This window comes from Pseudomonas sp. NPDC090233, from assembly GCF_044772285.1.
Taxonomy (GTDB): Bacteria; Pseudomonadota; Gammaproteobacteria; order Pseudomonadales; family Pseudomonadaceae; genus Aquipseudomonas.
The window spans coordinates 545,092-570,296 of record NZ_JBIVYQ010000002.1 but is presented as its reverse complement, the minus strand read 5'-3'; the positions used below and the strand labels follow the sequence as shown (position 1 = coordinate 570,296).

Sequence of the window (25,205 nt, the reverse complement as noted above, 5' to 3'; positions counted from 1 at the left end):
TGGAATATTGAATGGAAACTTACAAGCGATGATGGGTAGAAATACGTATTGCGTAGGACTATCGCTGATGTTCTGCTGTCTGCCGATATCCGCGAACGCTGGCCAGGACTGCTCGAAAATTGAGTCGAATCTAGTGCGCTTGGCATGCTTCGATCAGGCTGCGGGCACTCCAGCGCATGCGAAGAGACGTCAGTGGTCAGCGCAGGAGCAGGACGCGCCAACAGTGCTGCGCGTAATGTCCAATGAGGCCGCACGGGCGGCTGATGATCTGACCTTTCGCATCGGCAGTCGAGGTGACGGCAGTGCAGCTACACATGACCTTGTGATTTCGGCACCCGCCATCGCTTCAGTCGACGATCGTGCCTACCTGGCAATCAGTTGCATACAGAACATCTCTCGCTTGCAATTGATTGCCAGTCGGCCCATCGACGCGAGCTGGGTTAACGTACGGTTGACGGGGGAGGGCGGTTCTACCAGCCAAACTCCCTGGCAGGTGATGGAGAACGGCCAAGTACTGGACGCTGGGCGCGGCCTGCCAGCGATCGAGCAAATCAAGAAACTGATCGGCGCTCAGCGCATACAGGTGGTCAGCGACAGCCCCGAGGTTGATGGCCTGACGTTCGATGCCCAGGGCCTGGACCTGTTGATCCGCCAGGCACGAGGTACCTGCCGGTGGTAGCGCAGGTGTCAGGGGAAGAAATCAATCGGCTGCTCGCACCGATTGACCCGGCGGCTCCTGCCGGCCTGTTCGACGTCGAGGACGAAACCTACCAGGCCATTGACCAGGAGATGGTCAAGCTGGGTGGGTTGCAGGAGGCTTCAATCGACTGGAGCTATATCGAAGAAGCGTCTCGCCAGTACCTGGGCCAGCAGTGCAAGCACTTGCGAATCGTCGCGCACCTGAGTGTCGCGTGGCTGCGCAGTGATTGCTGGGAGCGTTGGGGGTTCACCTTGGCGCTGCTGGGCGGAATGATCGAAGGCTATTGGGAAGCCGCTCATCCCAAGCCTGGCCCGAAAGGCTTCCTGGCCAAGCGCAAGCTCGTTGGCCTGGTGCTCAATCGCTTGATCGATGCGCTGCCACGTCTTGATCGTTTCACGTATACACCCGCACATGCCGTAGCGGCGCAAAGTGCGTTAGTTCGTTTGGCACATCAGCAGGAAGCCGCCCAGCTTGACGCGGCAGTTCTGAATGAACTTGAGCGTCTGCTGCGCAAACACACAGATCTTGCCAATGGCGTTGGCGAGCCTTCCTCACCTAAAGAAACGACCATCAAGCCTGCGCCGCTGGCGGATGTCATCGCCTCGCCCAAGCCGCACGTTTTAATCGGTAACGAACGCGAGACGCGTCGGGCCGTAATGAGCATGGCCGAACTGATCAACCAGCAGGATCCCTACGACCCGACCGGTTATCAACTACGTCGCTTCGGTTTGTGGGCCCACATTCAAGCCGCACCGCAAACCCAGCAGGGCAACCGTACAGAATTGATGGCGGTGCCACGGGATATTGCCTCTGACTACGAGGACGCCATCGCCGGCACGGTGATTGATGCGGCGCTGCTCCAGCGTATCGAAAAAAGTGTGACCGCCTGCCCCTACTGGATTCGCGGCAGCTTCCTCGCAGCCACTGCCGCCTCGCGGTTGGCGATGGGCGAAGTGGCTGAAGCCATACGTGCGGCGACTGCTCGGTTCGTGCAGCGCATGCCAGCGCTGCAGCAGTTGTGTTTCAGCGACGGCAGGGTGTTTGTCGACGACCAATGCCTGGCCTGGCTCAAAGGGGCTGACGGGCAATCCGAACAAAGCGCAGCTTCCCAGGAGTTTGCCAGCCTGCGCGAAGAGCTGGTCAGCCAACTGGAAACCGGCGGCGTAGAACCGGTTTTGCTAAGGCTGCAAGGGATGCAGGCGGACTTTCGTGCTCCCCGCGAGCGCTGCCATACCACAGTCATCGCGGCTGACCTGCTGGCTGCACGGGGCGTTTCCTGGTTAGCCCAGGACCTGTGCGCTGGAGTCGCGCGAACGATGCAGCAAACCACCGCCAGCGACTGGGAGCCCGAGGTATTTCAGCGGCTTCAGCAATACGCGTCATCCCATGCACTGGCTGATCGGAACAAGGAGCAGGAGCCTCGATGAATCAACTCTGGAAGTACCTCAAACATTGGGGTTGGCCGCTGATGACCCGTATCGGTCTGGCGATGCCACTGCTGCTCGGGCTAGGTGCTGTGCTGATGCTGGTTGCCATCTGGTGGCTCGGCCCGCAGTGGACGTGGCGCGGGCAGCAGCCACTGGCCAGTGTGGCGCATCGCAGTGTAGTGAGCCTGGTGCTCGTGCTGATGCCGCTGTTGTGCTGGCTGGTTGTTTTGCGAGCGCGCTTTCGTCGCTTGCAAGCGGAACGTCAGCAGGCAGCGGCCGCCGAGATGGACCCCGCGCTGCCGTTCGTTCATGCACAAGAGAAGGCATTGAACCAAGGGCTCGCACGGTATCTCGACCATGCTGGTGGACGTCGGGCTTTGTACCGACTGCCATGGTATCTGGTGGTGGGCGATAAGCAGGCCGGCAAGAGCAGCTTTGTCGACTGCACCGATCAAAGCTTTTCCCTGACCCGTATCGACAAGGTCCAGACACGAGGTAGGCAAGCCCTGGCGCTTGCCTACCCAGTGGGGTGGTGGATCAGCAATGATGCGGTGATCATCGACACGCCCGGTGCCTTTATCAGCCAAGACGCCCCGGAAGGCTCGCCAACCAGTCACTCACCTGATGCTGAACCCTGCCTACCACCCGGAACCCATGGCAAACTGTGGCAGCATCTGTTGAATTGGCTAGAGCGCAATCGAGGTCAGCGAACCCTCAATGGGCTGTTGCTGGTTGTCGACCTGCCTGCGCTGCTGCACGGTACCGTTGAGCAACGCACAGCACTTGCCCATGTGCTGCGGACACGTCTTTACGAGGCGAGCCGCCAACTGGGCTCGCGCTTGCCGCTGTATGTCGTGTTGAGCAAATTCGATCTGCTGGATGGCTTCGACCAGTTCTACGCCAAGCTCTCACCCGCCAAGCGTGACAGCCTGTTGGGATTCACGTTCAAGCTGGATGCGGTCGACACCTTCGACGCTTGGCTAGACGAGTACGGTGAACATTACGATCGGTTGCTGAATCATTTATTCGAGCAGGTGATCGATCAGTTAAGCGGGCAGAGTAGCCATGCGCCGCGTTCGCGTCTCTGCTCACTGCATGGGCAGTTGCTCGGGTTGCGTCCGATACTGCTTAACTTCCTGCGTGAGACCTTGGCAAGTGACCCTTTCACCACCCCGGCGCTTATGCGCGGCGTGTATTGGTCGTCAGTCCTACAGCAAGGTGACATGCGCAATGCTTTTGTCCGCGAGGCTGCACAACCTTACAAGACCAAACCTCCCTTGCTTGAAGGCAAGGCGCAAGGCAAGGCGTTGGCCTATTTCAGTCAGCAAGTCTTTGGGCGGGTCATCTACAAAGAGGCCGGCCTTGCGGGTGACAATGTCAGGGTCGCCCGTAGCAAGCGCCAATTGCTGTGGGTAGGCTCTTCTGTCGGCGTCCTGGCCTTCTGCGTGGCCATCGCCAGTTGGCATCGTTACTTCGACATCAATGGCGTCAAGTCAGCCGGCGTGCTTGCCAAGAGCCGGGAGTACAGCCATCACGAAGTGGACCAACGTCTGGACCCGACCGGGCGCAACTTGCTAGAGCCGCTGGACCAGATCCGCGATGCGGTCGCAGTGTTTGGCGACTACCGCGCCGCCTGGCCGGGTGTTGCTGATCTGGGCCTGTACCAGGGGCGCGCCATCGGCCCAACGGTGGATCAAGCGTACCTGAGCTTGTTGTCAAAGCGCTTCTTGCCCGCCCTGGCCAGCGGCTTAGTCGATGCCATGAATGCGGCACCTGCGGGCAGCGAGCAGCAAATGGCAGCGCTGCGGGTTTACCGAATGCTTGAAGATCGCCAGAACCGCCGCCCGGAATGGGTCGAGGAGTGGATGGCGCGGCAGTGGCAGCAGGCGTTTCCCGGCCAAGGGCGGCTGCAGCGGGACCTCATGCAGCACCTGAAATACGCCTTGGCCTATGCCGATGCCGATCTGCCGCAGTACCGCCAGCGTGTCAGCGATGTGCAGCAGACGCTGCGCGAGGTGCCGTTGCCACAGCGGGTGTATGCGGGCCTCAAGCAGCAGGCCGAGGAACAACTGCACACGGGCTTGGATCTACGTCACCAGGTCGGCCCTGCTTTCGATGTCGTATACCAGACGTCTTCCGAATCAAACCAAGGAGACAGTGGCATCCTGTTGGCCCCGATGCTGACCGCCAAAGGATTCAAGGAATACTTTGAACCGCGCAGTCAGCGCTTCGCCGAAATGGCAATGATCGACCAGTGGGCACTTGGCGAGCGTGCTCAGCTGGATTACTCAGATGCCGACCAGGCGGCGTTGACCGACCGCCTGCGCAACCTGTACAGCGCAGACTACATCGACAGTTGGCGCCGTGCCTTGAATGCATTTTCCGTGGCGGATTTCCGAGATTTGGATCACGGCGTTACGATCCTGGAACAGTTGACGGGGCCAGCGGCGCCGTTGCACCGCTTGTTGGAGACGGTCCGCGACAACAGTTCGCTGTCATCATCGGTGAGCGTTGGCGCGGATGAGGCCGCCTCGCTTGCTTCGCTCACCAGCAAGCCCGAGCAACAACAGGCGCTGGCGATCCAGCGGGCGTTCGCAGGCCTGAGCGCCATGCTGCACGCCGCTGGTGAAAAGCCGAGTTACTACCATGAAACGCACGCCGCCATAGCTGCAGTACATGACTATGCCAAGGCGGTGCAAGACAGTCCTGATCGAGGCAAAGCCGCATTGCACGCGGTGCATCAGCGCTTTTCAATGACCGGGGACGACCCCATCGGAACCTTGCAGCGCGTAGCCACAGGCTTGCCGGAGCCGATCAATCATCAGGTCAGAAAGGTTGCAGATCAAACAGCGCAAGTACTGAACGTTGAGGCGCTGCGCGAGCTGGAGCGACGCTGGGATGCTGAAGTCTACAGCTTCTTCCAGCAACGTCTGGCCGGGCGCTACCCATTTGTAGTCAGAGCACCTGATGCTTCGCTGGAAGACTTTGAAGCGTTCTTCGGACCAAAAGGACGACTGCAGCAATTTCAGGATCAATACCTGAAGCTCTTCCTGCAGGACAACCTGGAAGCTTTGCAGTCGGGTTCGCAGGGGCGTTCGTTGATCCGAAGCGATGTGATCGAGCAGTTGGAGCTGGCAGACCGCATTCGCGAAACCTTTTTCGACCAGCGCGGCAACCTCAGTGTGCAGTTCAGCATCGAGCCGTTAGGGCTCAGTGCCAATCAACGCACCAGCTTGTTGGACTTGGACGGCCAGCTGATTTCCTACACTCACGGCCCCAGCCAGATCATCGGCATCGTCTGGCCCAATACCTTGGGACAGCACGTGCGCAGCAACCTCACCCTGCTCAGGCAGAACGGCAACAGCAGCAGCCTGGAGTACCGAGGTCCGTGGTCGATGTTCCGCCTGCTTAGTCGCGGGGCGCTCAATGGCCGAACGGCCACCAGCGTAGACCTGAGCTTCCGGGCCGGTGACGGTGTGATGCGTTACCGGCTGAACGCGGAAAAGGCCTTCAACCCCATTACTCAACAACCGTTCAAAGGCTTCCGGTTACCGCGAGGTTTGTTACAGCATTCATTCAATATTGATCACGCCGGGCATCTGACCTCGCACGCATCTTCTGTTCGTTGATGACGTCACGCGTCTGTCACGCCCAGCTGCTACCGTCCGTGCTCCATTTCCCCGCACAAGGTGTGCAATAAGGTGTACCCCAGCCCCACCCGCAAACCCTTCATGCTCCGTTCCGACAACATGCGCAGCGACGATTTCGCTGCGTTGTTCACCCAACTGCACGGCAACCTCTACGCCGACATGCCGAAGCTGGGCGAGGGCATCGTCATTGGCGGTGTCTACGGCCGTTTCGATGGCATGAGCGTACGGCGCATGCATTATCAGGGCGATTTCACCATCGCCTTGCCCACGCCACAGGATGAAATCACCTTCGTGCTGCCCACGGCGGGCAAGATCATCTTCGATCACCGTGGCGAGTCGGTTGGTGGGGCGCAGGTCGGACTGGCGGTCGACAAGCTGGACGTCCGCTCGGTGCGCTTTGCCGAGGGCCATGCCCAATGCGGCATGTCGATCCGACGGGGATTGTTTGCCGAGCGTCTGTCGGCATTGCTGGGGCGACCGTTGGCAGCGCCGATCCGCTTTGCCCCGGTGGTGGACCTCAATGTGGCGGCCTTTCAAGGTATCCGCGCCCTGCTCGAAATGGCCACCGGCGCCGAGTTCGACCAACTGATCAATAGCGGCGTGCTGATGCCAGTGCGGCTGCAGGAGATGTTGGTCGACGCCGTACTGGAAACCTGGCCGCACAATTACAGCGAGGCCTTGCGCAGCCCCGTACCTTCGATTGCACCGAGGCATGTCAAGGCGGCGATGGCTCACATTCGTGACCAGCCCCTCAGCGTGATCAGTGGCAGCGAGCTGGCCGAGCGGGTGAATGTCAGCTTGCGTGCGCTGCAGGACGGCTTTCGGCGGTTTGCCGGTACTTCGATTGTCGGGTATCAGCGCCAGGTACGCCTGGAGCAGGCGCGGCAGGTGCTGGCCAATGGTGAGGGTGGCTCGGTGGCCGAAGTGGCTTTGCAGCATGGGTTCAGCAATGCCGGGCGATTTGCTCAGTACTTTCAGCACGCATTTGGGTTGAACCCCGCCGATGTGCGGCGGGGCCCCCGTTAACGTTTAAACAAACAACCCTGTGCAACTAGCAGGCAACCACCACGCTGGCTTCGCGTTTTGCAGGCGCTAATGCCCAATCGCGCGACGCCAATTGCTGCAATTGGCGGAAATGCGTGGAGACCGCTTCGAGCAGTGCTGCGTCAGCCGTCGAGTCCATGCCGGGGTAAGGCTTGCCGTTGTAGTCGCCCGAATAGGTCAGCACCGCTTCGACACTGCCTTCGCTGTCGTTGTACAGCCGCTTTATCCGCTGCGCTTCCAGGTCCTTGCCGTCAGCGCAAGCAAGCGCGTAGTGAACGGCAAGGGCTGCGCCGAACGCCAGGGCAGGCGTTTGAATGCCATGCCTGCGCGCCAGGTCGATGCTGCTGAAGATACGCTCGTTGCGCTGAAGCTTGCGCAGCGGGTCGCGCCCCACTCGGGTGCACGGGTCCTTGAACGAGGTTTTGCAGCGTTCCAGAAAGGTTGCTGCAAACCCGTTGATGACATCCGTCATTTGTGGGTTTTCCGCCGTCAGGGCCGGCGCGACCTCCTGGTTGATCAAGCGCTCGGCCAACGCAGCCACCCGGGTATCGCCCATGCCCTGGCCTACATAGGCGTACCCCAACAGGCTCGCGTACCAGGCGATGATAGCGTGCGGGCCATTCCACAGCCGGTTCTTGATCTGCTGGATCAGCGCGATGTCGGCGACGGTTTTCACCTGGCGCAGGCGTTCCAGCAGGTCACTGCCGCGCTCGACGTACAGCGGCATGTCGGGCTCGCTGTTGAACAGGATCAGGTGCAATTGGTTCATCGCGTTACTGGATTGCGCAAAGGGCCTGAATCGCCCGATCAGTCGTTCGTATTCCGGCACCGGTGCAGCGGGCTTGTTGGCATTTTCAAGTTCGCCTTCAAGGCTGTTCCGGAACATCTGCGACTTGATGCGCAGCTGCCTGAGCAACGCGTCGTGGCTGATCTTAGAAACGATCCGGCTGACCACGGTTTCAGCGAAGTGGGTCTTTTCCAGAATCTGTTGGCTGATCGCCTGCGGGCACAGCAATTCAAGCTCCGCTTGCACGTGCAGGCGCACGAACGCGGCGCCGCCGATCTTGTTCAGCACAGTCAGAATGGTCAGTGCGCGGCCACGGCGTTCAAAGCGGCGCAGCAGCCCCATGGCGATGACCTTGGCCTGTTTGCGGATGGCCTGCTCAGGCAAGCTCAACCCGATGATTTCAGCGGCGGTGTACATCTCGATCAGCGCATCGTCGTCGTCCATGTCGATCATGCGCACATTTTCGATGGTCTGGTCGAACGAGGTGGCCCCGTAGCGCACGCTGTAGCTGCCAAAGGCACTGACGGTTTCCCTGAGCATGCGCGAGCGGGTGGCGGCGATAATCTCGCAAGGCCGGGTGTAACCATCCCAGTGGGAGAACACCTGGGTCAGGTAACCTCCACCAATGGCCCCGAACCCATGGATACCGACGCGGAACTGATTGAGTGAGGCAGGGAAAGGCTCATTCACCGCTGGAGTGCCCAGGTGCGGAACGCATTCGCTCAAATCGGCGAGGAATTCGTTCATGCTGCGGTAGGCCTTGAACGCATCCGCCTTGACCTCAGCTGCGGGCGGCTTGATGTCTTCGATCAGAATTGCTTGCCCTTCGGCACGTATCGCCGAGAGCAGGCCGTTCTCCGAGTCTTCGACCATGAAGCATTTGCTCGGCTCGGTATTGAGCGCATTGGCCGCACGCAGGAATATTTCGGGGTGGGGTTTGCCTTGGCTGACTTCGTCGCCACAGACAGTGACGTCGAAGTATTTGAGCACGTTGGCGTTGATCAGGTATTCCTCGGCAATGGCTCGGCGGCTGGAGGTGGCGACAGCCATCGTCAGGCCCGACTTGCGCAGGCGCTCCAGCACCTCCAATAAACCGGCCTTGATCGGGACGCCGTGATTGCGTACGTACTCCAGCTCAAGCTGGTCTGCACGCTGGCGAATTTGCGCATAGGGGAAGTCTTCACCGTTGTGCGCCTTGGCCAGTGCCTCGGCCTTTTTCGCGCTGAGGCCCAGCGAGCCTATCAACGTCTCTTCGCTCAACGTTTTGCCGAAAATTTCCGTGGAGGCTTGTTTCAGCGTTTTGAAACGTAAGCGTTCGGTGTCGAACAGGGTGCCGTCCATGTCGAAGATGGCACTGAAAATACGTTTGCCCTGAAAGAAAATCATGAGGTGTGGTTGTCCCTTTTATCGTGTGAACCCTGCCGCTTTGCCAATGGGCACAAGCAATGACTACGGAAAACTGCAGTGAGGTCCGTCAGGTGGGAGGGACACGATCGACAGGGGGGCGCTCAGGGGTGACGCAGAGGTAGGGCGGGACGGAGCGGGGTTTACAGAGGAGGGCAGCAAGCTTTGCTGCGAGGCGGGCTTTGGCTTTGATTTCACGCCCACTGGCTGCAGTTCGATTTGCAGGCAGTGAGCGCAAGTAGCGATGGATACGTGTGATTCCTGGCATGAGGTGAAGTGCTTCCTGTTCAGTAACGGGTAGTTCTTTTTCAGCCTTGCATGTATGCGTGATGACATGCAAGGCCCTGTTATGGATCAGAAGGCGTAGCTGGCCTTGAGGCTGCCGCTCACGCCATGGCTGTCGCCGCCACTCAAGGCGGCCACTTCAGCGCCGACACTCAGCGCGCCGAGGTTGGCCATCAGGTTCACGCCGGCATTGAACTGGTCGCGGTTGTCGAAGGCCGCGCGCTGTTCGACGTCCAGCCCCAGCAAGTGGCCCTCGCTGTCGACCTGATGGTCGCCCAGGGTATGCTCGTAGCCCACTTCGACACCCGGCACCAGCTGCCAACTGCCCATGGCGAGCGGGGCGAACGAGGCCTTGAGGTTGGCCACCGCGCTGCGCCGGGTTTCCTGAAGGTCGTCCACCTGCAGCGCCAATTCGCTGCCTTTTTCGGTGAACCCGGACAGGTCGACACGGCTGACCCGCACGCCTAGGCTCGGCTCAACCACGACACCCCTTGTGTTCAGGCGATAGCCTAGCGCCAGGCTGGCACCGGCCAGGGTGCCGTGGCTGTCGCCCTTTGCGGTGCCCAGCCCACCACCGAGTTCGCGTTTACTGCTGTAGTCGAGGTAACCGGCACTGGCATCGGCATCGATGAACAGGCCCTGTTCCAGGCTGCCGGGGGCGAAGCGGGCGCCGAGGCTAAGGAAGGTCAGGTCGGTGTCTGCTTCGCCGCCTGCGCCACCGACGTTGCCGTTGCTGTAACCGATGCCGGCATGGGCGCTGAACTGTTCGGATAAGCGCTGGGTCATGCCGATCATCAAACCTTGGCTGTGCTCGTTGCTGCTGGCGGCGTGGGGCGAGCCATCGGTGCCCAGGTAGCCGGCCAACGCGGTGCTCCACACGCGCGACTGGCCGACCTTGAGGTCGCTGCCGTCGGTGAAGGGGGCGGCAGCGCGTTCGATCATCTCGCCCTGGCGCAGCAGATAGCTGGCGGCGTCGGCATGCACCTGGCCGCCGACGGTCGACTCCAAGCCACCCAAGGTGCCGGCGTCGATGGCCGATTGCAGGTAGTAGTTGTAGGCGCTGTAGGTGCCCGACAGCGAAGTGTCCTGCAATTGCCGCAGCAGTTGTGCACCGCCGGCGGCGTTGCCCACGAGGCCGGATTCGCCTGGCAGCGTAGCGTAGCGCACCATCTTTCCACGCAGCACGTAGATCGTTTCCTGGCTCAGCCCCAGGCCTTGCTTGAGGTAGTTGTCCATGCTGCCATATTCGGCTGTGACCTCGTCCAGGCCGGCCTGCAGGTAGCTCGCTTCCACGCCCAGCAGCGGGGCGTAAACCTCGGCCATGCTCGCCGGCATGGCGGCCAGAGTCGCGGCCACGCGGGCGGCGGTGTAGTCGTTGGTGGCCAGGTAGTTGCTCATGATCGTCGCGTCGTCGACGCCGGCGATGCTCAGCAGCACGGCGGCCGTCCAGCCGGTGCGGTCCTTGCCGGCGGTGCAGTGGAACAGGGCGGCGCCGTCGGCGCTGGCCAGCTCGTTGAACAATAGCGAAAACTGCCCGCGCATGCCGGCATCGCTGACGAAGGCGCGGTTGGTTTCCTGCATCATGGCCCGCGCCTGGGCGGCGCTGGAGAACGAGATGCTGGTGATGTTCGAGCCCGAGGTGGTGCTGCCGATGATGTCGATGTTGCTGTAGCTGGCACCGGCTGGCAGGGTGTCGGGCGTCGCGGCGATCTCGCTTGGCGTGCGCAGGTCGTAGACATCGCTGATGCCTAGGCCGTTGAGCACGGCCAGGTCGTTGGCCGTCGGGGTCAGGGCATTGGCGCGATAGAACACCCCAGCACGCATCACGCCGTCGTGGCGGGTGGTGTAGACGGTGGTGGTGCCGGCGATGTCGCGGAAGTTATCCATCCCGGCCAGGCGCGGGGTGTCGAGCGCGTCGGCGGCATGGGCGGCGGAGATGGCGAGGGTGAGCAGGGGCAGGGAGCAGAACAGACGTTGCAGCACGGAAATGGCCTCGGTGAAGTGCGTTGGTCTGGCTACTCTCCAAGGGCAATATGAAACTGAATGTTACAAATCCAGGTGCGGCTCAAAAGCCAGCGGGAATTGTCCGCTGGCTGCGTTTTCTGTCTCCTGCAAAGACGCTATTTGAAGAATTGGCTCGGCGTGGTGCCGAACTGGCGCTTGAACATGCTGGCAAAGGCGCTGGGGCTGTCGTATCCCAGCGTGCCGGCCACATCGATGATGCGCTCACCCATGGCGATACGTTCGAGCGCCTGCATCAGCCGCGCCTGCTGACGCCACTGGCCGAAGGTCATGCCGGTTTCCCGACGGAACAGGCGCTGGATGGTCTTCTCGTCGATGCCCAGGTGCTGGCCCCAATCGGCAACGGTGGAGGGGTCGTCCGGCCGTTGCTGCAGGGCGGAACAGATGGCCAGCAGTCGCGGGTCGTTGGGGTGCAGCAGCTTCAGCGGCAAGGTCGGCAGCACGCTGATTTCGTCGAGGATCAGGCGCATGATGCGCGCCTCGCGCGAGTCATTGGCGAACGGCCCGGTGAAGTCTACCGAGGCCTTGATCAGTTCGCTGAGCAGCGGCGAAATGCTGATCGCCTTGCTCTGTTGCGGCAGGTTTGCGGTGGCATCCGGGCGCACGAACACGCTGCGCATCTTCACGTCGCCGACGCAACGAATGGCGTGCACTTGGCCGCATGGCATCCAGATGCCGCGGCTGGTCGGCACCGTCCAGCGCTCGGCCTGGGACTCGACGATCATCAGCCCCTTGATGGCGTAGATCAGCTGATGTTTGGCATGCGAGTGCGGGGCGATGAACCAGTCGGGCGGGTAGTCGGTGGCGCGGCTACCGACCTCCCAAGGCCATTCATCAACCTCCATCAGCATGTCGTTCAGTGGCTTGAACATGGTGCCCTCGTGTCGCTGCATTCCAGCGCGGCCATCTTAGCAGCAGGTGGCTGGGCGTGCGTTCGAGCGGGTTGCGGGCAGCAGCGCGGTGGCCAGCCCGAGCAGCGGCAGGAACGAAATCACCTGGTACACCCATTCGATGCCGTGCAGGTCGGCCAGCTCGCCCAACCCAGCGGCGCCGATGCCGCTGATGCCGAACATCAGCCCGAACATCACCCCGGAGACCATGCCGACGCGGCCTGGCACAGCTTCCTGGGCATACACAACCAGCGCGGCGAACGCCGAAGACATCACCAGGCCGATGGCCACCGCCAGCACCGCCGTCCAGAACAGATCAGCGTAGGGCAGGGCGAGGGCGAAGGGCGCGACGCCGAGAAAGGAGACCCAGATCACCGCCTTGCGCCCAATACGGTCGCCCACCGGTCCGCCGGCGAAGGTGCCCAGCGCCACGGCGGCGAGGAACACGAACAGGTACAGCTGGCTTTGCTGCACGCTCAGGCCGAAATGCTCGATCAGGTAGAAGGTGAAGTAATTGGTGAACGATGCGATATAGACGAACTTGGCGAACATCAGCACGGAAATGACGCCCACCGCCCGCCACATCGCTTTTTTGGACAGACCCGGTGCCTGTTGCCCGGCAAACCCCTTGAGCTGGGTATGGCCATGCCGGACGGTCCAGCCAGTCACACGCAGCAGTACGCAGACCGCAAGCGCCGCTACCAGCATGAACCAGGCGATCGCCGACTGGCCGTGGGGGATGACGATGGCCGCGGTCAACAAGGGGCCGATAGCCGAGCCGGTGTTACCACCCACCTGGAAAGTCGATTGCGCGGTGCCGAAACGCCCGCCGGAGGCCATCCGCGCCACCCGTGAGGCTTCGGGGTGGAAGGTGGCGGAGCCGACACCCACCACTGCCGCAGCAACCAGCAGCATTTCGTAGCTGCCGGCAAAGGCGAGCAACGCGATACCGACCAGCGTCACCAGCATGCCAGCGGGCAGCAGATAAGGTTGAGGGTGTTTGTCGGTGTACATGCCTACCCACGGCTGCAGCAGGGAGGCGGTCACCTGGTAGATCAGAGCGATCCAGCCGATCTGGGCGAAGCTGAGCGAAAAGTCGCTTTTCAGCATCGGATAGATCGACGGCAGCACGGCCTGGATCAGGTCGTTGAGCAGGTGAGCGAAAGCAGCGGCGCCGACGATGCGGACCAGGAACCCCTGGGGTTGATCGGCGGGCGTGGTGGGCGTGGCCAAGGTGGCGGCAGAAGTCGTCATAAGCGAGGCTCTTTTTCGAGTGGTAGCAAGGCATTGCCGCTGGAGGATATCCAGCGGTGCTTTTGCCTGTCTCACGTCGAACAGGCACCCACTAGCGCGATTCGGACATTCGTCGCGTACTTTCCCTTGCCATCCACTTCAGCAGCATTGCGATGGGGACCCGGCGGTGCACTTCGTGACGCTGCCGGCGATTGCCGTCGCCAGACCTTTCACGATACCGGCTGACGATCAGGTGCTGGCCATCTTCCGAGACACGGGCCTCAAGTTCGTGCAGCAACTGTTCACGCGCGTCACGCACCAACCGCCTGAACAGCACGACCGGGGCTTGGGCGTCATTCATTCGCGTGCGCTCCCGGGCAGCTTGTCGGCCGCTTGCCTGGCGCGCCAGCCTCGCCCTCGGCTACCCGCTCCGCACGCTGCTGCGCAGTGAAGTTGCGCACGGCCCGGTAGTAATCGGGCTGTGTGCGCAGCCTGTCGGTGATCGGCAGCGCTTCGGCTCGGCTATCCACCACGCCGCCGGCGGTGGCCACGTTGCCCAGGGTGTCGACGGTATCGCTGTTGTCGCCGAACGGGTTGAGCGCCATGCCCAGCAGCGTGCCACCGGCATCGCGCAGGTTGTGGCTGCCCAGTAGCGGCAGCTCGACGATCGGGCCATCGGCAACGTTCCACACGGCGAAGGTCTGGCCGAAGTCCGAGGTGTGCCGGGCCAGGCCCATCTTCCCGGAAACATCGAACAGCCCTGCCACCCCCAGGGTCGTGTTGAACATAAAGCGCGTCAGGCTGGTCATCGCCCGCTCGCCATTGCCCTGCAGCACGTCGTTGACGAAGACTTTCGGTTCGTCGAAGTTGGCGGCGAAATTGTGTACACCTTGGCGCGCGAAATCAGGCAATGCGCTATAGCCCCGCGCGACCGGCGCGAGCAAGTAGTCGTCGACGCTGCGGTTGAAGGCGAACACGGCGCGGTTGGCGGGTTCGGCCGGGTCGCTGACCTGATAAGCCACTGGGCCACAGGCGCTGGCAGGTGGCCGCTGGCTGCAACCTCCGGCCGCGAGCAATGAGAGGGCGAGCAGTGCGTTGCGGGCGGAGCACCAGGCAAAGGGTGGGGTGGACATGGGCACATTCCTGACAAGAACTGGCGCCGATGGTGCCGGTGCTTGTTTGCCTGGAAATGTCCGGTTTGCTTCGCGGCTGACACTTTGTTTCCGGGTTGAAATATATGACTGCAACCTAGGAATAGACTTACAGTTAGCGCTAATTGAGCCTTAGTACGCGGTATCCCGGTGTGAGCCATTTGCTGATCGTCGACGATGATGTCGAAGTCCTTGACCTGTTGCAGAAATTTCTCCGTCAGCACGGCTACGAAGTCGATGTGGCCAGTGACGGAAAAGGGCTTTGGCAGGCCCTTGAACGGCGCGTGCCGGACCTGGTGATCCTTGACGTGATGCTGCCCGGCGACAGCGGCCTGGTGCTCTGCCAGCGCTTGCGCGCCGAGTTCTCGGTGGCGGTGATCATGCTGACGGCGATGGGTGAACTGAGCGACCGTGTGGTCGGGCTGGAGTTGGGTGCGGACGACTACCTCACCAAACCCTTCGCCGCCCGTGAGCTGCTGGCCCGGGTGCGTGCGGTGCTGCGGCGGGCTGGCGAGGCGGCAAGTGCCGAGGTCGCCAGCCCTCGGTCGATCCTTGAATTCTCGGGTTGGCAATTGGAAGTGGCACGGCGTGAATTGCGTTCTCCCGAAGGTGTGATGATCCCCTTGTCCAACGGCGAATTCGAGCTGCTGCTGGTATTTGCCGAGCACCCCCGGCGTGTGCTCAGCCGCCAGCAGCTGCTGGACCTGGCGCGTGGCGAAGCGCACGAAGCCTATGACCGCAGTATCGATGTGCAGGTGAGCCGGTTGCGTCGCAAACTGGAAGCCGATGACGGCACTGAACCGCTGATCCGCACCTTGCGCAATATCGGTTATCTGTTCACCGCCACCGTGAACCGGCGATGAGCCTGCTCGCCTGGGCGCGCAAGGCCTTGCCACGGCCCCGCGTCACCCTCGCCCGGTGGATCGCGCTCACCACCCTCGCGGCCATGCTTAGTCTATTGCTGCTCAAATGGCTGTTCAGTTCGTTGCTGAGCGTGTGGGCGCAGCCGCCCTTGCTGGAGAGTGGCCTGATCGAGAAAACCGCTGCGGTCGCTCGCATCCTCGATGCCGCCCCCGTGGCGCAGCGACCAAGCCTCGCCAGTGCGGCAGGGGACGCATCGTACAGCGTGCAATGGCTGCACCGGCATGAGGACTCGGGTTTGCCACGGCTGATCGATAGCGAATTTAGCGAGGGCGCGCTTAGGATGCGCGCTTTGTTGAATCGTCCGGATGCGCAAATCGAGGTGTTCGAGCCTGCCGATCTGGCTGCCCAGGCGCAGGACCGCGGTTACGCCCTGCTGGTCGAATTGACGGACAAGTCGTGGCTGCTGTATCGCGCCACCGACCGCAGTTGGGGGTTGGACGAGTTGGCGCGCAACCTGATCATCCTGGTGCTGATGATCATTTCCAGCCTGGCCGTTGCGCTGTTCGCCACACGCTATCTCGCCCGCCCACTGGAGCGCTTCGCCGAGGGGGCGCGGCGGTTTGGCAAGGACTTCAATGCACCACCGATTCCGGTGGTCGGCCCTTACGATCTTCGTCAGGCAATTCTTGCGTTCAACGCCACCCAGGCCCAGCTCAAGCACTTCCTCGAAGACCGCACGCAGATGCTGGCGGCGATCTCCCATGACCTGCGTGCGCCGTTGACGCGTATGCGTTTGCGAGGCGAATTCATCGAAGATGCTGAACTTCAGGCCAAGCTGTTCAAGGACGTGGACGAAATGCAGGCAATGGTCGATGCGGCCTTGCAGTTCTTCCGCGATGACGCGCGGCTGGAGCCGACCACGGCGTTCGACTTGGGCGAGTTGTTGTTGACCGTGGTTGATGACTTCAAGGATGCGGGGGTAACCATCCGCCTCAGTGGGCCACACCGCTGTGTCTATGTAGGTCGGCCCGTTGGTATCAAGCGGGTGGTGGTCAACCTGATCGAGAATGCGGTCAAGTATGGCGCTGAGCCAACGGTGCAGCTGGAGGTCGCTGCCGAACAGCTCGTCATGCGTGTCCTGGACCGTGGTCCGGGTATCCCGGAGCCACTGCAGGAGCGTGTTTTCGAGCCGTTCTACCGCATCGAAGGCTCGCGCAACAGGGACACCGGCGGGGTCGGGCTAGGCCTGCCTGCGGCGCGGGCCATCGTCTTGGAGCAGGGCGGTAGCGTGACCTTGCGCAATCGCCAGGGAGGCGGGCTGGAGGTCAAGGTCACGCTGCCTGTCGGTTGATCAGAGCCCCAGTTCACTTAGCCCAGGATGGTCGTCCGGGCGGCGGCCCAGGGGCCAGTGGAACTTGCGGTCTGCCTCGGCGATGGGGTGCTCGTTGATGCTCGAATGGCGGTTCTGCATCAGGCCGTCTTCGGCAAATTCCCAGTTCTCGTTGCCATAGGCGCGGAACCACTGACCGCTGTCGTCGTGGTACTCGTAGGCATAGCGCACGGCAATGCGGTTGCCGGTGAATGCCCAGAGCTCCTTGATCAGCCGGTATTCCAGTTCATGGTCCCATTTGCGGCTCAGAAACGCCTGCACTTCCTCACGACCACGGGGAAACTCCACGCGGTTGCGCCAGACGGTATCGGCGGTGTAGGCAAGCGCCACCTTGGCAGCGTCGCGGCTGTTCCAGCCATCTTCGGCCAGGCGGACTTTCTCGATGGCGCTTTCGCGGGTGAAGGGTGGCAAAGGGGGGCGGGGCATGGGTAACTCCTCAGGCTTAGTGGGCAAGAAGGAGAGTAGTACTGCGACGGTGCGTTGAGAATGGATGTGCGCGACACTTCATAGTTGCGGCCAGCGGAACAATGCCGGCGCAATACCACAGGCGAGTAGTAGTGCTCAGGGCTCTACTTCATCGACATAGGCGTCGAAGAACCAGTCTGGGATCTCCTCAGTACGGTACTCAAGCTGTGTCCCTTCGGTGATCTCTGCTAGCCAGACGGCACTCTTCCCCGAGTTGTCGAAGACATAAGCGCGGTTGCTGACAGCAATGGCGTCTGGCAAGAGATCCAGTGCTCTGGCATAACGCTGGCGCACCAGATCAGCCCTCACCGGGTGCCCACCTTCCCGAACACGGATCGCCACGCGGTCGATATTGATCGTCGGATTTTCAGTCGACACGAAGTACAGGTAGGTACGGTAGCCGCGGGCTTGAGCTTGCTGCATGAATGCAACTTTGCTCGGGTGTGACATTACGGTTTCAAAACTGAAGCTGACGCACTTGTCCAACAGGTGCTGTCGAATAAAGTCTGAAACGACCGAAGCCAAATAGGAGTCGATGTCGATGGCCCGGTAATCGACTCTGGTGCCTTGCAGCCCCAGTTTTCTGACGGATTCGGTCAGATTTTTTTGTCTGATCAGGTAGTGCTCGACGTGGAAATCGACCAGCTCGGGCAGCGTGACTTCGATGCCGAAGGGCGACAGATCTATGAAACCCGTAGCCTTAGCCTCTTTCTCCAGTTCGTCGGCGTTGACGAACACTCTGGTCAACGCCGGTGGAATGTCTGCTTTGATGGTGCTTTTGCCGGAACCATTCGGGCCTGCGAAAACACGGAGCCTAGGCACCTTCACCGGCCGGCTTCTCCTTGGCCTTGCGCACGGTAATCACTTCGCCAACCTTGACCTTACGGCGTGGCTTGGCCCTGGCTACGATGGTCTTGACGCCGTCAGGAGAGACGCGAACGAGATTGCCGTCATCAGTATGAAGTACGCCCATTTGGCTCACCAGCAATGCGCGCAGGTAGGCGGAGTGAGTGGCCTCGCTTGCCCAGCGAGGGACTTCTTGTTCCAGCGCATCGATGTCACTTTCCGCGCTGCTCTTGACCTTTTTAGCCATGGGTGAATATCTCCGCACAACCTGTAACAAGTTACAGGCATTGGAGGCATCATAGCGCCGGCAGGGTAAAAAGACATCAGTGAGGTCCATCGAGGTCATCCGCTGAGGGGGTTGCAGAACAGTCTGGCACAAAGGCCCTGGCGTGGTTTCACCATGGCTTGTAGTCCATTTCTGACCTTGCTCCCCCCCAGGATGGAGAGTGCGGCGCTGGATCTTCAGTCCCAAACCGGCGCCAGGCCATCCGGGCTGACTTCACGGCCATTGCGCTCGAGTGTGGCGATTCGCGCCATGTCGTCGGCATCCAGGTGCAGGTCGCGGGCGAGCAGGTTGCTGGCCAGATTCTCGCGCTGGGTCGAGGACGGGATCACTGCGTAGCCCAATTGCATGGCCCAGGCCAGCGCCACCTGGGCAACCGTGGCCTTGTGCTTGGCGGCGATCTCGGCCAGCAGCGGGTCCTTCAGCACTTTGCCGTAGGCCAGGGTCATGTAGGAGGTGACGGTGATGCCTTGTTCCTTGAGGAAGGATGCCAGTTTGGCGTTCTGCAGATAGGGGCTGAGTTCGATCTGGTTGGTGGCGATCTCACCTTTGCCGACTACGTCGATGGCTTGGCGGGTCAACTCGATGTTGAAGTTGGACACGCCGATCTGGCGGGTCAGGCCGAGTTTTTTGGCTTCAGCCAAGGCTGTCATGTATTCGCTGAGCTCAATGCCATTGCCCGGCGCCGGCCAGTGAATCAGCAGCAGGTCGACATGGTCGGTGCGCAGTTTGACCAGGCTCTCGCGCAGGCTGGGGATCAATTTGTCAGCAGCGTAGTTGTCGACCCAGATCTTGGTGGTGATGAACAGCTCGCTGCGCGGGATGCCGCTTTCGGCGATGGCTTGGCCGACGTCGGCTTCGTTCTTGTAGATCTGCGCAGTATCGATGACCCGGTAGCCCAGGGCCAGGGCGGACTTGACCGAGTCGATGACGACCTGGCCGGTAAGGCGGAAGGTGCCGAGGCCGAAGGATGGAATGCTCATGGGGATGCTCCTGCTGAATGATTGAGGGGAACAAACACTTAGGTGCGCTTGGTCCAGACTCGTTCGAGTGCGGAGCAGTGTGAGGGTTTCTCAGGCTTTGATTAAGGGCGAGTGAGGCCAATGTCCTTTGACCTGGAATCACGAGTCAAGGGTTGGCTCGTGATTTCAGGCACAGCAACGCAGGTTACGCCGTAATTTGCCCTGGAACCGATTGCAGCAGCCACAGGTGGCGCAACCCCTGCAGTTGGTTGTCCAGCGTGGACGCCGCGCCTGCGCGGCGTGCCGCCCGATCCTGGTCAAGCAAGGCTTCGAGCATGTTCAGCAGGTCGCGCGACTGGTCCGCTGATGCGCGGTTGGTCACATCCGTTTGCAGCACACCCTTCTGATAGGTCCGCACGCGTTCCTGCTGGCTGGCTTCCTGGGTGGCGCTTGCTTCCACCAGTGCGTGGTTGGAGAACCCCAGGCGGGTGGTGCTGCGTGAATAGTCCTCGACCTCGTGATAGCGGTAGTTCTGCGATTCACTGTCACGGGTCAGCACCAAGTCGACCAGGGGGTTGGGGCCCTTGTGCCAGGCTGCCTTCAGGTTGGCCTGCTGGTCCTGTTGCAGCGTCAGATTCGCGGCGCTGCCCTTGCGGGTTGTCGACTGGGAAACCTTGTAATCGAAGTGGTCGACTTCCTCGGGCCGCAGCGGATTGATCTTCTGCACGACCTGGGTGATCGAGGCATCGAAATCCGCCAGGCCGCTCAGCAGCAGGCGGCTGATTGTGTTTTGCGCGGTGTCATGGGTGGCAGGGCGGGGGCTGATGTCGTCAACACTGTTGAGTTGTCTGAAGGCATCCTTGAACAGTGCCATCAGTTGCTCATCCCCCTGACCGCGCTTCTGGGCGGCATCGAACTGGGTCAGATAGTTGGCAACCGCAGCCTGGCGCTGTGCCTGGCTGCCGAGCAAGGCGCCGCCCTGGGTGTCCAGGTTCATTTTCACTTCGCCGCTTGGGCCTTGCAGTTTGAGGCTGCGGGTATCTTGGTCCAGTTGCAGGTCGAAGGTTTGCTGTACGCCGCTGGCGGTGTCCAGCCTGGCATTCAATTGCAGACCGGTGAACAGGCTCGGGTCGAGCTTGACCAGCGCGCCCAGCTGCAGGCGGGGCGGTTCCTGGGTCAAGCCGTTGAGGGCGGACTGGAAACTGTCCGCCAGCGCTGCCAGGCCCTGGAGCTCCTGGCTGGTCAACGTCCCCCCCTGCACGTCGGCGTCTACTGCCAGGCCTGCGGCGCTGCTGTACAAGCCCAGGGTCACGGTGGCCCCTGATGCGCTGGTGAGGTTGAAGGTTACGGTATTGGTTGCATGTTCGCGCAACCGTGCTTGTTGCAGGCTCAGCAACAGCGGATCGGTCGTGGTGCTGTCGCTGATCATCAGGCCTGACTGAGAGATGCGTTGGCCGCCATTGGCGGACAATTGTTCCAACAGCGCCGCGCCAAGCCCTTGGAAGCGCGCACTGGCGGAGGACGACTGGACCGCGCTCGCCATGTACATGCTGAGCTTGTCGAGGCCGTTGCGTTCCCACACATACTGGCTTTGCGTCGGGTTGGTGGTGCCCTTGGCGGTATAGGTCCGGGTATCGACACTGGCGATTGGCTGGCCGAGGCTGACCACGGTGCTGGGGCGCGAAGAGGAGGCCTGGGGCGCGCTGGCGGTTGCGACCTTAGGCACATGGGTACTGATGTGAGCGACTGGCGTCAGGCGTACCGCTGAAGTAATTGTGGTCATTGCCAGCTTCCTTACTGGACTGCAGGAGTAGTCCAGGTTATCGGCAGGGCAGACGCAAACCTGAATGTCGGTTCAGGTTTGCGCTTGCCCTTGCTGGCAACGATCAGCGGCGGCGGAACAGCGGCAGCGGTTCGTCAGTGGCGGCCTGGTAGGTCACCGAGAAGTCCTTCAGCCCTTGCAGGGCGTCTTCCGGATCTTTGTCGGCACGGATGGCGAAGGCATCGAAACCGCAGCGGGCCAGGTAGAACAGCTGGTCGCGCAACACGTCGCCAATGGCGCGCAGCTCGCCCTTGTACTGGTAGCGGTCGCGTAGCAGGCGCGCATTGGAGTAGTTGCGCCCGTCGGTGAAGGCTGGGAAGTTCAGGGCGATGACCTGGAAGTGCTGCACGTCTTCACCGATTTCTTCCGCTTCTTCGTCGCTGTCCAGCCACACGCCCAGGCCGCCGTCGCGGGCCTTGAGCACGTGGGCGTGGTCGCGCCACAGGTGCAGCGGGACGATGTAATCGTCGCAGTTGGTAAGCTCGTCGAGGGTGGTTTCCTTGGGCAGCAGGTGCCAGGTTTCGTCGACGATCTGGTTGTTCTTAATGATTCGCTGCATAGACGCGTTCCTTGAAGGGGTCGATGCCGATACGCTGGTAGGTGTCGATGAAGCGTTCTTCCTCGGTACGTTGTTCCACGTACACGGCGATCAGCTTTTCGATCACGTCGGCCATGGCCTCCTGGGCGAAGGACGGGCCGAGGATCTTGCCCAGGCTCGCGTCGCGCGCGGCATTGCCGCCCAGGGACACCTGGTAGAACTCTTCGCCCTTCTTGTCCACGCCGAGGATGCCGATGTGGCCGACGTGGTGGTGGCCGCAGGCGTTCATGCAACCGGAGATGTTCAGGTCGATTTCGCCGATATCGAACAGGTAGTCCAGGTCGTCGAAACGGCGCTGGATGGATTCGGCGATCGGGATCGACTTGGCGTTGGCCAGCGAGCAGTAGTCACCACCCGGGCAGCAGATGATGTCGGTCAGCAGGCCGATGTTCGGCGTGGCGAAGCCACATTCGCGCAGTTCCAGCCACAGGGCCTGCAGCTGGCGCTGCTCGACGTCGGCGAGGATGATGTTCTGCTCGTGCGAGGTGCGCAGGAAGCCGAAGCTGTAGCGCTCGGCCAGGTCTGCCACGGCGTCCAGCTGCTTGTCGGTCAGGTCGCCGGGGGCAACGCCGGTGGGCTTGAGCGACAGGGTCACGGCGACGTAGCCAGGGCGCTTGTGGGCGCGGGTGTTGCGCGAACGCCAGCGGGCGAAGCCTGGGGCTTCGGCGTCCTGGGCGCTGTAGTCGACGTTGTCGAGAGCCAGGTACTCGGGGTCGACGAAGTGGCGCGAAACGCGCTGCACTTCGTCCTCGGTCAGGGTGGTGCTGCCGCCACGCAGGTGGGCCATTTCGGCCTCGACCTTCTCGGCGAACACTTCCGGGGTCAGCGCCTTGACCAGGATCTTGATCCGCGCCTTGTACTTGTTGTCACGGCGACCGTAACGGTTATACACGCGCAGGATGGCGTCCAGGTAGCTGATCAGGTCCTGCCAGGGCAGGAACTCGTTGATGAACGAGCCGACCACCGGGGTGCGGCCCAGGCCACCGCCGACCAGCACGCGGAAGCCCAGCTCGCCGGCTGCGTTGCGCACCGGCTCCAGGCCGATATCGTGCACTTCGATGGCCGCGCGGTCTTCCTTCGAGCCGTTGATCGCAATCTTGAACTTGCGTGGCAGGTAGGCGAATTCCGGGTGGAAGGTGGTCCACTGGCGGACGATCTCGCACCAGGGGCGCGGGTCGATGATTTCATCGGCGGCGACACCGGCGAACTGGTCGGTGGTGGTGTTGCGCAGGCAGTTGCCGCTGGTCTGGATGGCGTGCATCTGCACGGTGGCCAGTTCAGCGAGGATGTCCGGGATGTCTTCCAGCGCCGGCCAGTTGTACTGCACGTTCTGGCGGGTGGAAATGTGGGCGTAGCCCTTGTCGTAGTCGCGCGCGATCTTGGCCAGTGTGCGGACCTGGCGGGCGTTCAGCTGGCCGTACGGCACGGCGACACGCAGCATCGGCGCGAAACGTTGGATATAGAGGCCGTTCTGCAGGCGCAGAGGGCGGAATTCTTCTTCGCTCAGCTCACCGGCCAGGTAGCGGCGGGTCTGATCACGGAACTGCTTGACGCGGTCCTCGATGATCCGCTGATCGTACTCGTCGTATACGTACATAAAAGTCCTGTCTCAGGCTGCATGCAGCTATTCGCGCGCACGGCCGCGCACTCCGGTTCGGAGCCGGGGAACGATATCAGGTTGGGTTTATGCGCTAAAGTGATGTTTTTGCATATGAAAAGAACCAAACGAACTAAGTGAGACTGACTGGCATTTGTTTGGGATGTGCTGGCGCAGGTTTATACTCGCCGGTTTATCGCGAGGGTTGTGACCGCATGCTCAAGGCACTGTGCCAAAGCTTGTGCCTGAGCCTGCCATTGGCAGCGACGGCGCAGGCCGCTTCGGTGGTATTTCTCAACCCGGGCCAAACCAATGAGACTTTCTGGGCCGACTATTCGCGGTTCATGCAGGCGGCTGCGGATGATCTGGGCATGACCTTGCGCGTGGAGTACAGCGGACGCAACGCCGAGTTGGCGCTTACCCAGGCGCGGGCCATCCTCAAAGCGCCGCAGCGGCCGGATTACCTGGTGCTGGTCAATGAGCAGTACGTAGCGCCGGAAATCATCCGCCTGTCGAAGGGGACCGGGGTCAAACTGTTCATGGTCAATAACGGCCTGACGCCAAGCCAGCAAAGCAGCATCCAGGCGCAACCGGGCAAGTATGCCCAGTTGCTGGGTACCTTGACCGGCAATGACGAGCAGGCCGGTTACCTCATGCTGCACCAGATGGTTGCCTTGTTGCCGCGCAGCAACGAGCCGGTCGACCTGGTGGCATTTGCCGGGGTCAAGACCACGCCGGCTTCGCAATTGCGCGAGCAGGGCATGCGCCGGGCCCTGGCCGATTTCCCACAGGTACGCTTGCGCCAGGTGGTCTACGGCGGGTGGAATCGACAGCGCGCCTTCGAGCAGGCGCAGCAGCTGTTGGAGCGTTACCCGCAGACCAAACTGGTGTGGTCGGCCAACGATGAAATGGCTTTTGGCGCCATGCAGGCGTTCGAGGCGGCTGGGCGCAAGCCGGGGCGGGATGTGGTGTTCAGTGCGGTCAACAGTTCACCTGAAGCATTGCGCGCCCGAATTGATGGGCGACTCGGGGTGTTGATGGGCGGGCACTTCAGCCTGGGGGGCTGGGCTATGGTCATGCTGCATGACGATGCCCGTGGCGTTCAGATTGAACGTGATGGTTTGAGCGAACATGTAGTGCCTGTGCTCCAGTCCGTCGACCAGGCAAAGGCCAAGCGTTGGCTCAAGCTGATCGAACAGGACGATCATGGTGTCGATTTTCGGCGTTACAGCGCTGAAGGACAGCCGGCGGCTTACCGCTACCCCTTTCTGACGGCACCTGTGGATTATTGAAAGACCCTGCTTGAGGAAAGGGCATTGCTCGTCTTAACTGCTGAGTGTGAAGTGCATTCCCATAACCACTACAAGAGGCAATGCAATGGGAAACTCTACCAAGGTCCGCAAAGCTGACAGCAGTGTCGATGCCTGGGCGATCCTCTGCCTGATCGTCCTGGTGGTGGTCACCGCCGTGTATTGGGTCAGCCATCAGTAGGGCCATTACCTGCAGACCGTGAAGCAACCTGAACCGCCCGCGCAAGGGAATTGCGCGGGCGGCTTGCGTTTCAGCGGGCAGTCAGGTGCATGGCCAGTTGTACCAGGCCCACCAGCACCAGGATGAACACCAGGGTGAACAGCGTACCCAGGGCAATGAAGTGGCTGGCCTTGCCATGGGTGAAGTCGCGCGCGCGGTTTTTTCCGCTCTGCACGCCAAAGGCGGCGGCGAGGATGCTGTGCAGCATCTGCCAGAAGGTGGGGGGCTTGCCTTGGCTTGAGTCGTCCATGCTGG

General features: G+C 61.6%; 21 protein-coding genes. 7 read left to right on the top strand and 14 right to left on the bottom strand.

What is annotated here, in order from left to right:
• The first annotated feature begins 28 nt into the window (after positions 1-28).
• The 4 genes from vasI (at position 29) to ACIQUF_RS07050 (ending at position 6,803) form a co-directional block, all read left to right on the top strand.
• Positions 29-679: a type VI secretion system-associated protein VasI gene (gene vasI / locus ACIQUF_RS07065; protein WP_403129806.1), complete on the top strand. Its 651-nt coding sequence runs from the start codon at positions 29-31 to the stop codon at positions 677-679.
• Positions 667-2,127: a type VI secretion system protein TssA gene (gene tssA / locus ACIQUF_RS07060; protein WP_403130313.1), complete on the top strand. Its 1,461-nt coding sequence runs from the start codon at positions 667-669 to the stop codon at positions 2,125-2,127. Before vasI ends, tssA begins: the two co-directional genes overlap by 13 nt.
• Positions 2,124-5,756: a type VI secretion system membrane subunit TssM gene (tssM, locus tag ACIQUF_RS07055; protein WP_403129803.1), complete on the top strand. Its 3,633-nt coding sequence runs from the start codon at positions 2,124-2,126 to the stop codon at positions 5,754-5,756. Before tssA ends, tssM begins: the two co-directional genes overlap by 4 nt.
• Before the next feature lie 72 nt (positions 5,757-5,828).
• Positions 5,829-6,803, top strand: a complete 975-nt coding sequence (locus ACIQUF_RS07050) for an AraC family transcriptional regulator (RefSeq protein ID WP_403129801.1) — start codon at positions 5,829-5,831, stop codon at positions 6,801-6,803.
• Positions 6,804-6,828: 25 nt separating this feature from the next.
• Here ACIQUF_RS07050 and mtlD read toward each other — a convergent pair whose 3' ends face one another.
• The 6 genes from mtlD to ACIQUF_RS07020 all read right to left on the bottom strand — a co-directional run bounded on the left by mtlD (position 6,829) and on the right by ACIQUF_RS07020 (position 14,575).
• Positions 6,829-8,994: a bifunctional mannitol-1-phosphate dehydrogenase/phosphatase gene (mtlD, locus tag ACIQUF_RS07045; RefSeq protein WP_403129798.1), complete on the bottom strand. Its 2,166-nt coding sequence runs from the start codon at positions 8,992-8,994 to the stop codon at positions 6,829-6,831.
• Between the two features lie 372 nt (positions 8,995-9,366).
• Positions 9,367-11,280, bottom strand: a complete 1,914-nt coding sequence (locus ACIQUF_RS07040; protein WP_403129794.1) for a tyrosine-protein phosphatase — start codon at positions 11,278-11,280, stop codon at positions 9,367-9,369.
• 137 nt (positions 11,281-11,417) lie between these two features.
• Positions 11,418-12,191: an AraC family transcriptional regulator gene (locus ACIQUF_RS07035; protein ID WP_403129792.1), complete on the bottom strand. Its 774-nt coding sequence runs from the start codon at positions 12,189-12,191 to the stop codon at positions 11,418-11,420.
• A 36-nt stretch (positions 12,192-12,227) separates the two neighbouring features.
• Positions 12,228-13,463: an MFS transporter gene (locus ACIQUF_RS07030; RefSeq protein WP_403129790.1), complete on the bottom strand. Its 1,236-nt coding sequence runs from the start codon at positions 13,461-13,463 to the stop codon at positions 12,228-12,230.
• 91 nt (positions 13,464-13,554) lie between these two features.
• The gene (locus ACIQUF_RS07025; protein ID WP_403129788.1) at positions 13,555-13,803 is read right to left on the bottom strand and encodes a hypothetical protein; all 249 of its coding nucleotides are present in this window, start codon (positions 13,801-13,803) and stop codon (positions 13,555-13,557) included.
• Positions 13,796-14,575 carry a VacJ family lipoprotein gene (locus ACIQUF_RS07020; protein WP_403129785.1) on the bottom strand — a complete coding sequence of 260 codons (780 nt, stop codon included), beginning with the start codon at positions 14,573-14,575 and terminating at the stop codon, positions 13,796-13,798. The genes ACIQUF_RS07025 and ACIQUF_RS07020 overlap by 8 nt, the downstream gene beginning before the upstream one ends.
• 170 nt (positions 14,576-14,745) lie before the next feature.
• Between ACIQUF_RS07020 and ACIQUF_RS07015 the strand changes: the two genes are divergently transcribed.
• Positions 14,746-15,456 carry a response regulator gene (locus ACIQUF_RS07015; protein ID WP_403129782.1) on the top strand — a complete coding sequence of 237 codons (711 nt, stop codon included), beginning with the start codon at positions 14,746-14,748 and terminating at the stop codon, positions 15,454-15,456.
• The gene (locus ACIQUF_RS07010) at positions 15,453-16,808 is read left to right on the top strand and encodes an ATP-binding protein (RefSeq protein WP_403129779.1); all 1,356 of its coding nucleotides are present in this window, start codon (positions 15,453-15,455) and stop codon (positions 16,806-16,808) included. Before ACIQUF_RS07015 ends, ACIQUF_RS07010 begins: the two co-directional genes overlap by 4 nt.
• Here ACIQUF_RS07010 and ACIQUF_RS07005 read toward each other — a convergent pair whose 3' ends face one another.
• From ACIQUF_RS07005 to ACIQUF_RS06975, 7 genes are all read right to left on the bottom strand, one after another.
• Positions 16,809-17,273: a DUF1348 family protein gene (locus tag ACIQUF_RS07005; RefSeq protein WP_403129776.1), complete on the bottom strand. Its 465-nt coding sequence runs from the start codon at positions 17,271-17,273 to the stop codon at positions 16,809-16,811. It lies immediately after the preceding gene.
• Positions 17,274-17,408: 135 nt separating this feature from the next.
• Positions 17,409-18,140, bottom strand: a complete 732-nt coding sequence (locus ACIQUF_RS07000; protein WP_403129773.1) for a zeta toxin family protein — start codon at positions 18,138-18,140, stop codon at positions 17,409-17,411.
• On the bottom strand, positions 18,127-18,495 hold the full coding sequence (locus tag ACIQUF_RS06995; RefSeq protein ID WP_403129771.1) for a hypothetical protein: 369 nt from the start codon (positions 18,493-18,495) through the stop codon (positions 18,127-18,129). Before ACIQUF_RS06995 ends, ACIQUF_RS07000 begins: the two co-directional genes overlap by 14 nt.
• Before the next feature lie 125 nt (positions 18,496-18,620).
• Positions 18,621-19,424, bottom strand: a complete 804-nt coding sequence (dkgB, locus tag ACIQUF_RS06990; protein WP_403129768.1) for a 2,5-didehydrogluconate reductase DkgB — start codon at positions 19,422-19,424, stop codon at positions 18,621-18,623.
• A 184-nt stretch (positions 19,425-19,608) separates the two neighbouring features.
• A complete protein-coding gene (locus ACIQUF_RS06985) occupies positions 19,609-21,186 on the bottom strand; it encodes a hypothetical protein (protein ID WP_403129765.1) in 1,578 nt (525 codons plus the stop codon).
• Positions 21,187-21,289: 103 nt separating this feature from the next.
• A complete protein-coding gene (locus tag ACIQUF_RS06980) occupies positions 21,290-21,784 on the bottom strand; it encodes a DUF934 domain-containing protein (protein ID WP_400802107.1) in 495 nt (164 codons plus the stop codon).
• On the bottom strand, positions 21,768-23,420 hold the full coding sequence (locus tag ACIQUF_RS06975; RefSeq protein ID WP_403129762.1) for a nitrite/sulfite reductase: 1,653 nt from the start codon (positions 23,418-23,420) through the stop codon (positions 21,768-21,770). Before ACIQUF_RS06975 ends, ACIQUF_RS06980 begins: the two co-directional genes overlap by 17 nt.
• A gap of 215 nt (positions 23,421-23,635) precedes the next feature.
• On the opposite strand from ACIQUF_RS06975, the gene ACIQUF_RS06970 reads away from it, so the two are divergent.
• Entirely contained in the window at positions 23,636-24,712 is a 1,077-nt protein-coding gene (locus ACIQUF_RS06970) for an ABC transporter substrate-binding protein (RefSeq protein ID WP_403129760.1), read from the top strand.
• Positions 24,713-24,981: 269 nt separating this feature from the next.
• On the opposite strand, the gene ACIQUF_RS06965 is transcribed toward ACIQUF_RS06970, so the two are convergent.
• Entirely contained in the window at positions 24,982-25,200 is a 219-nt protein-coding gene (locus ACIQUF_RS06965; protein ID WP_400802111.1) for a DUF2970 domain-containing protein, read from the bottom strand.
• Between the last annotated feature and the right edge of the window lie 5 nt (positions 25,201-25,205).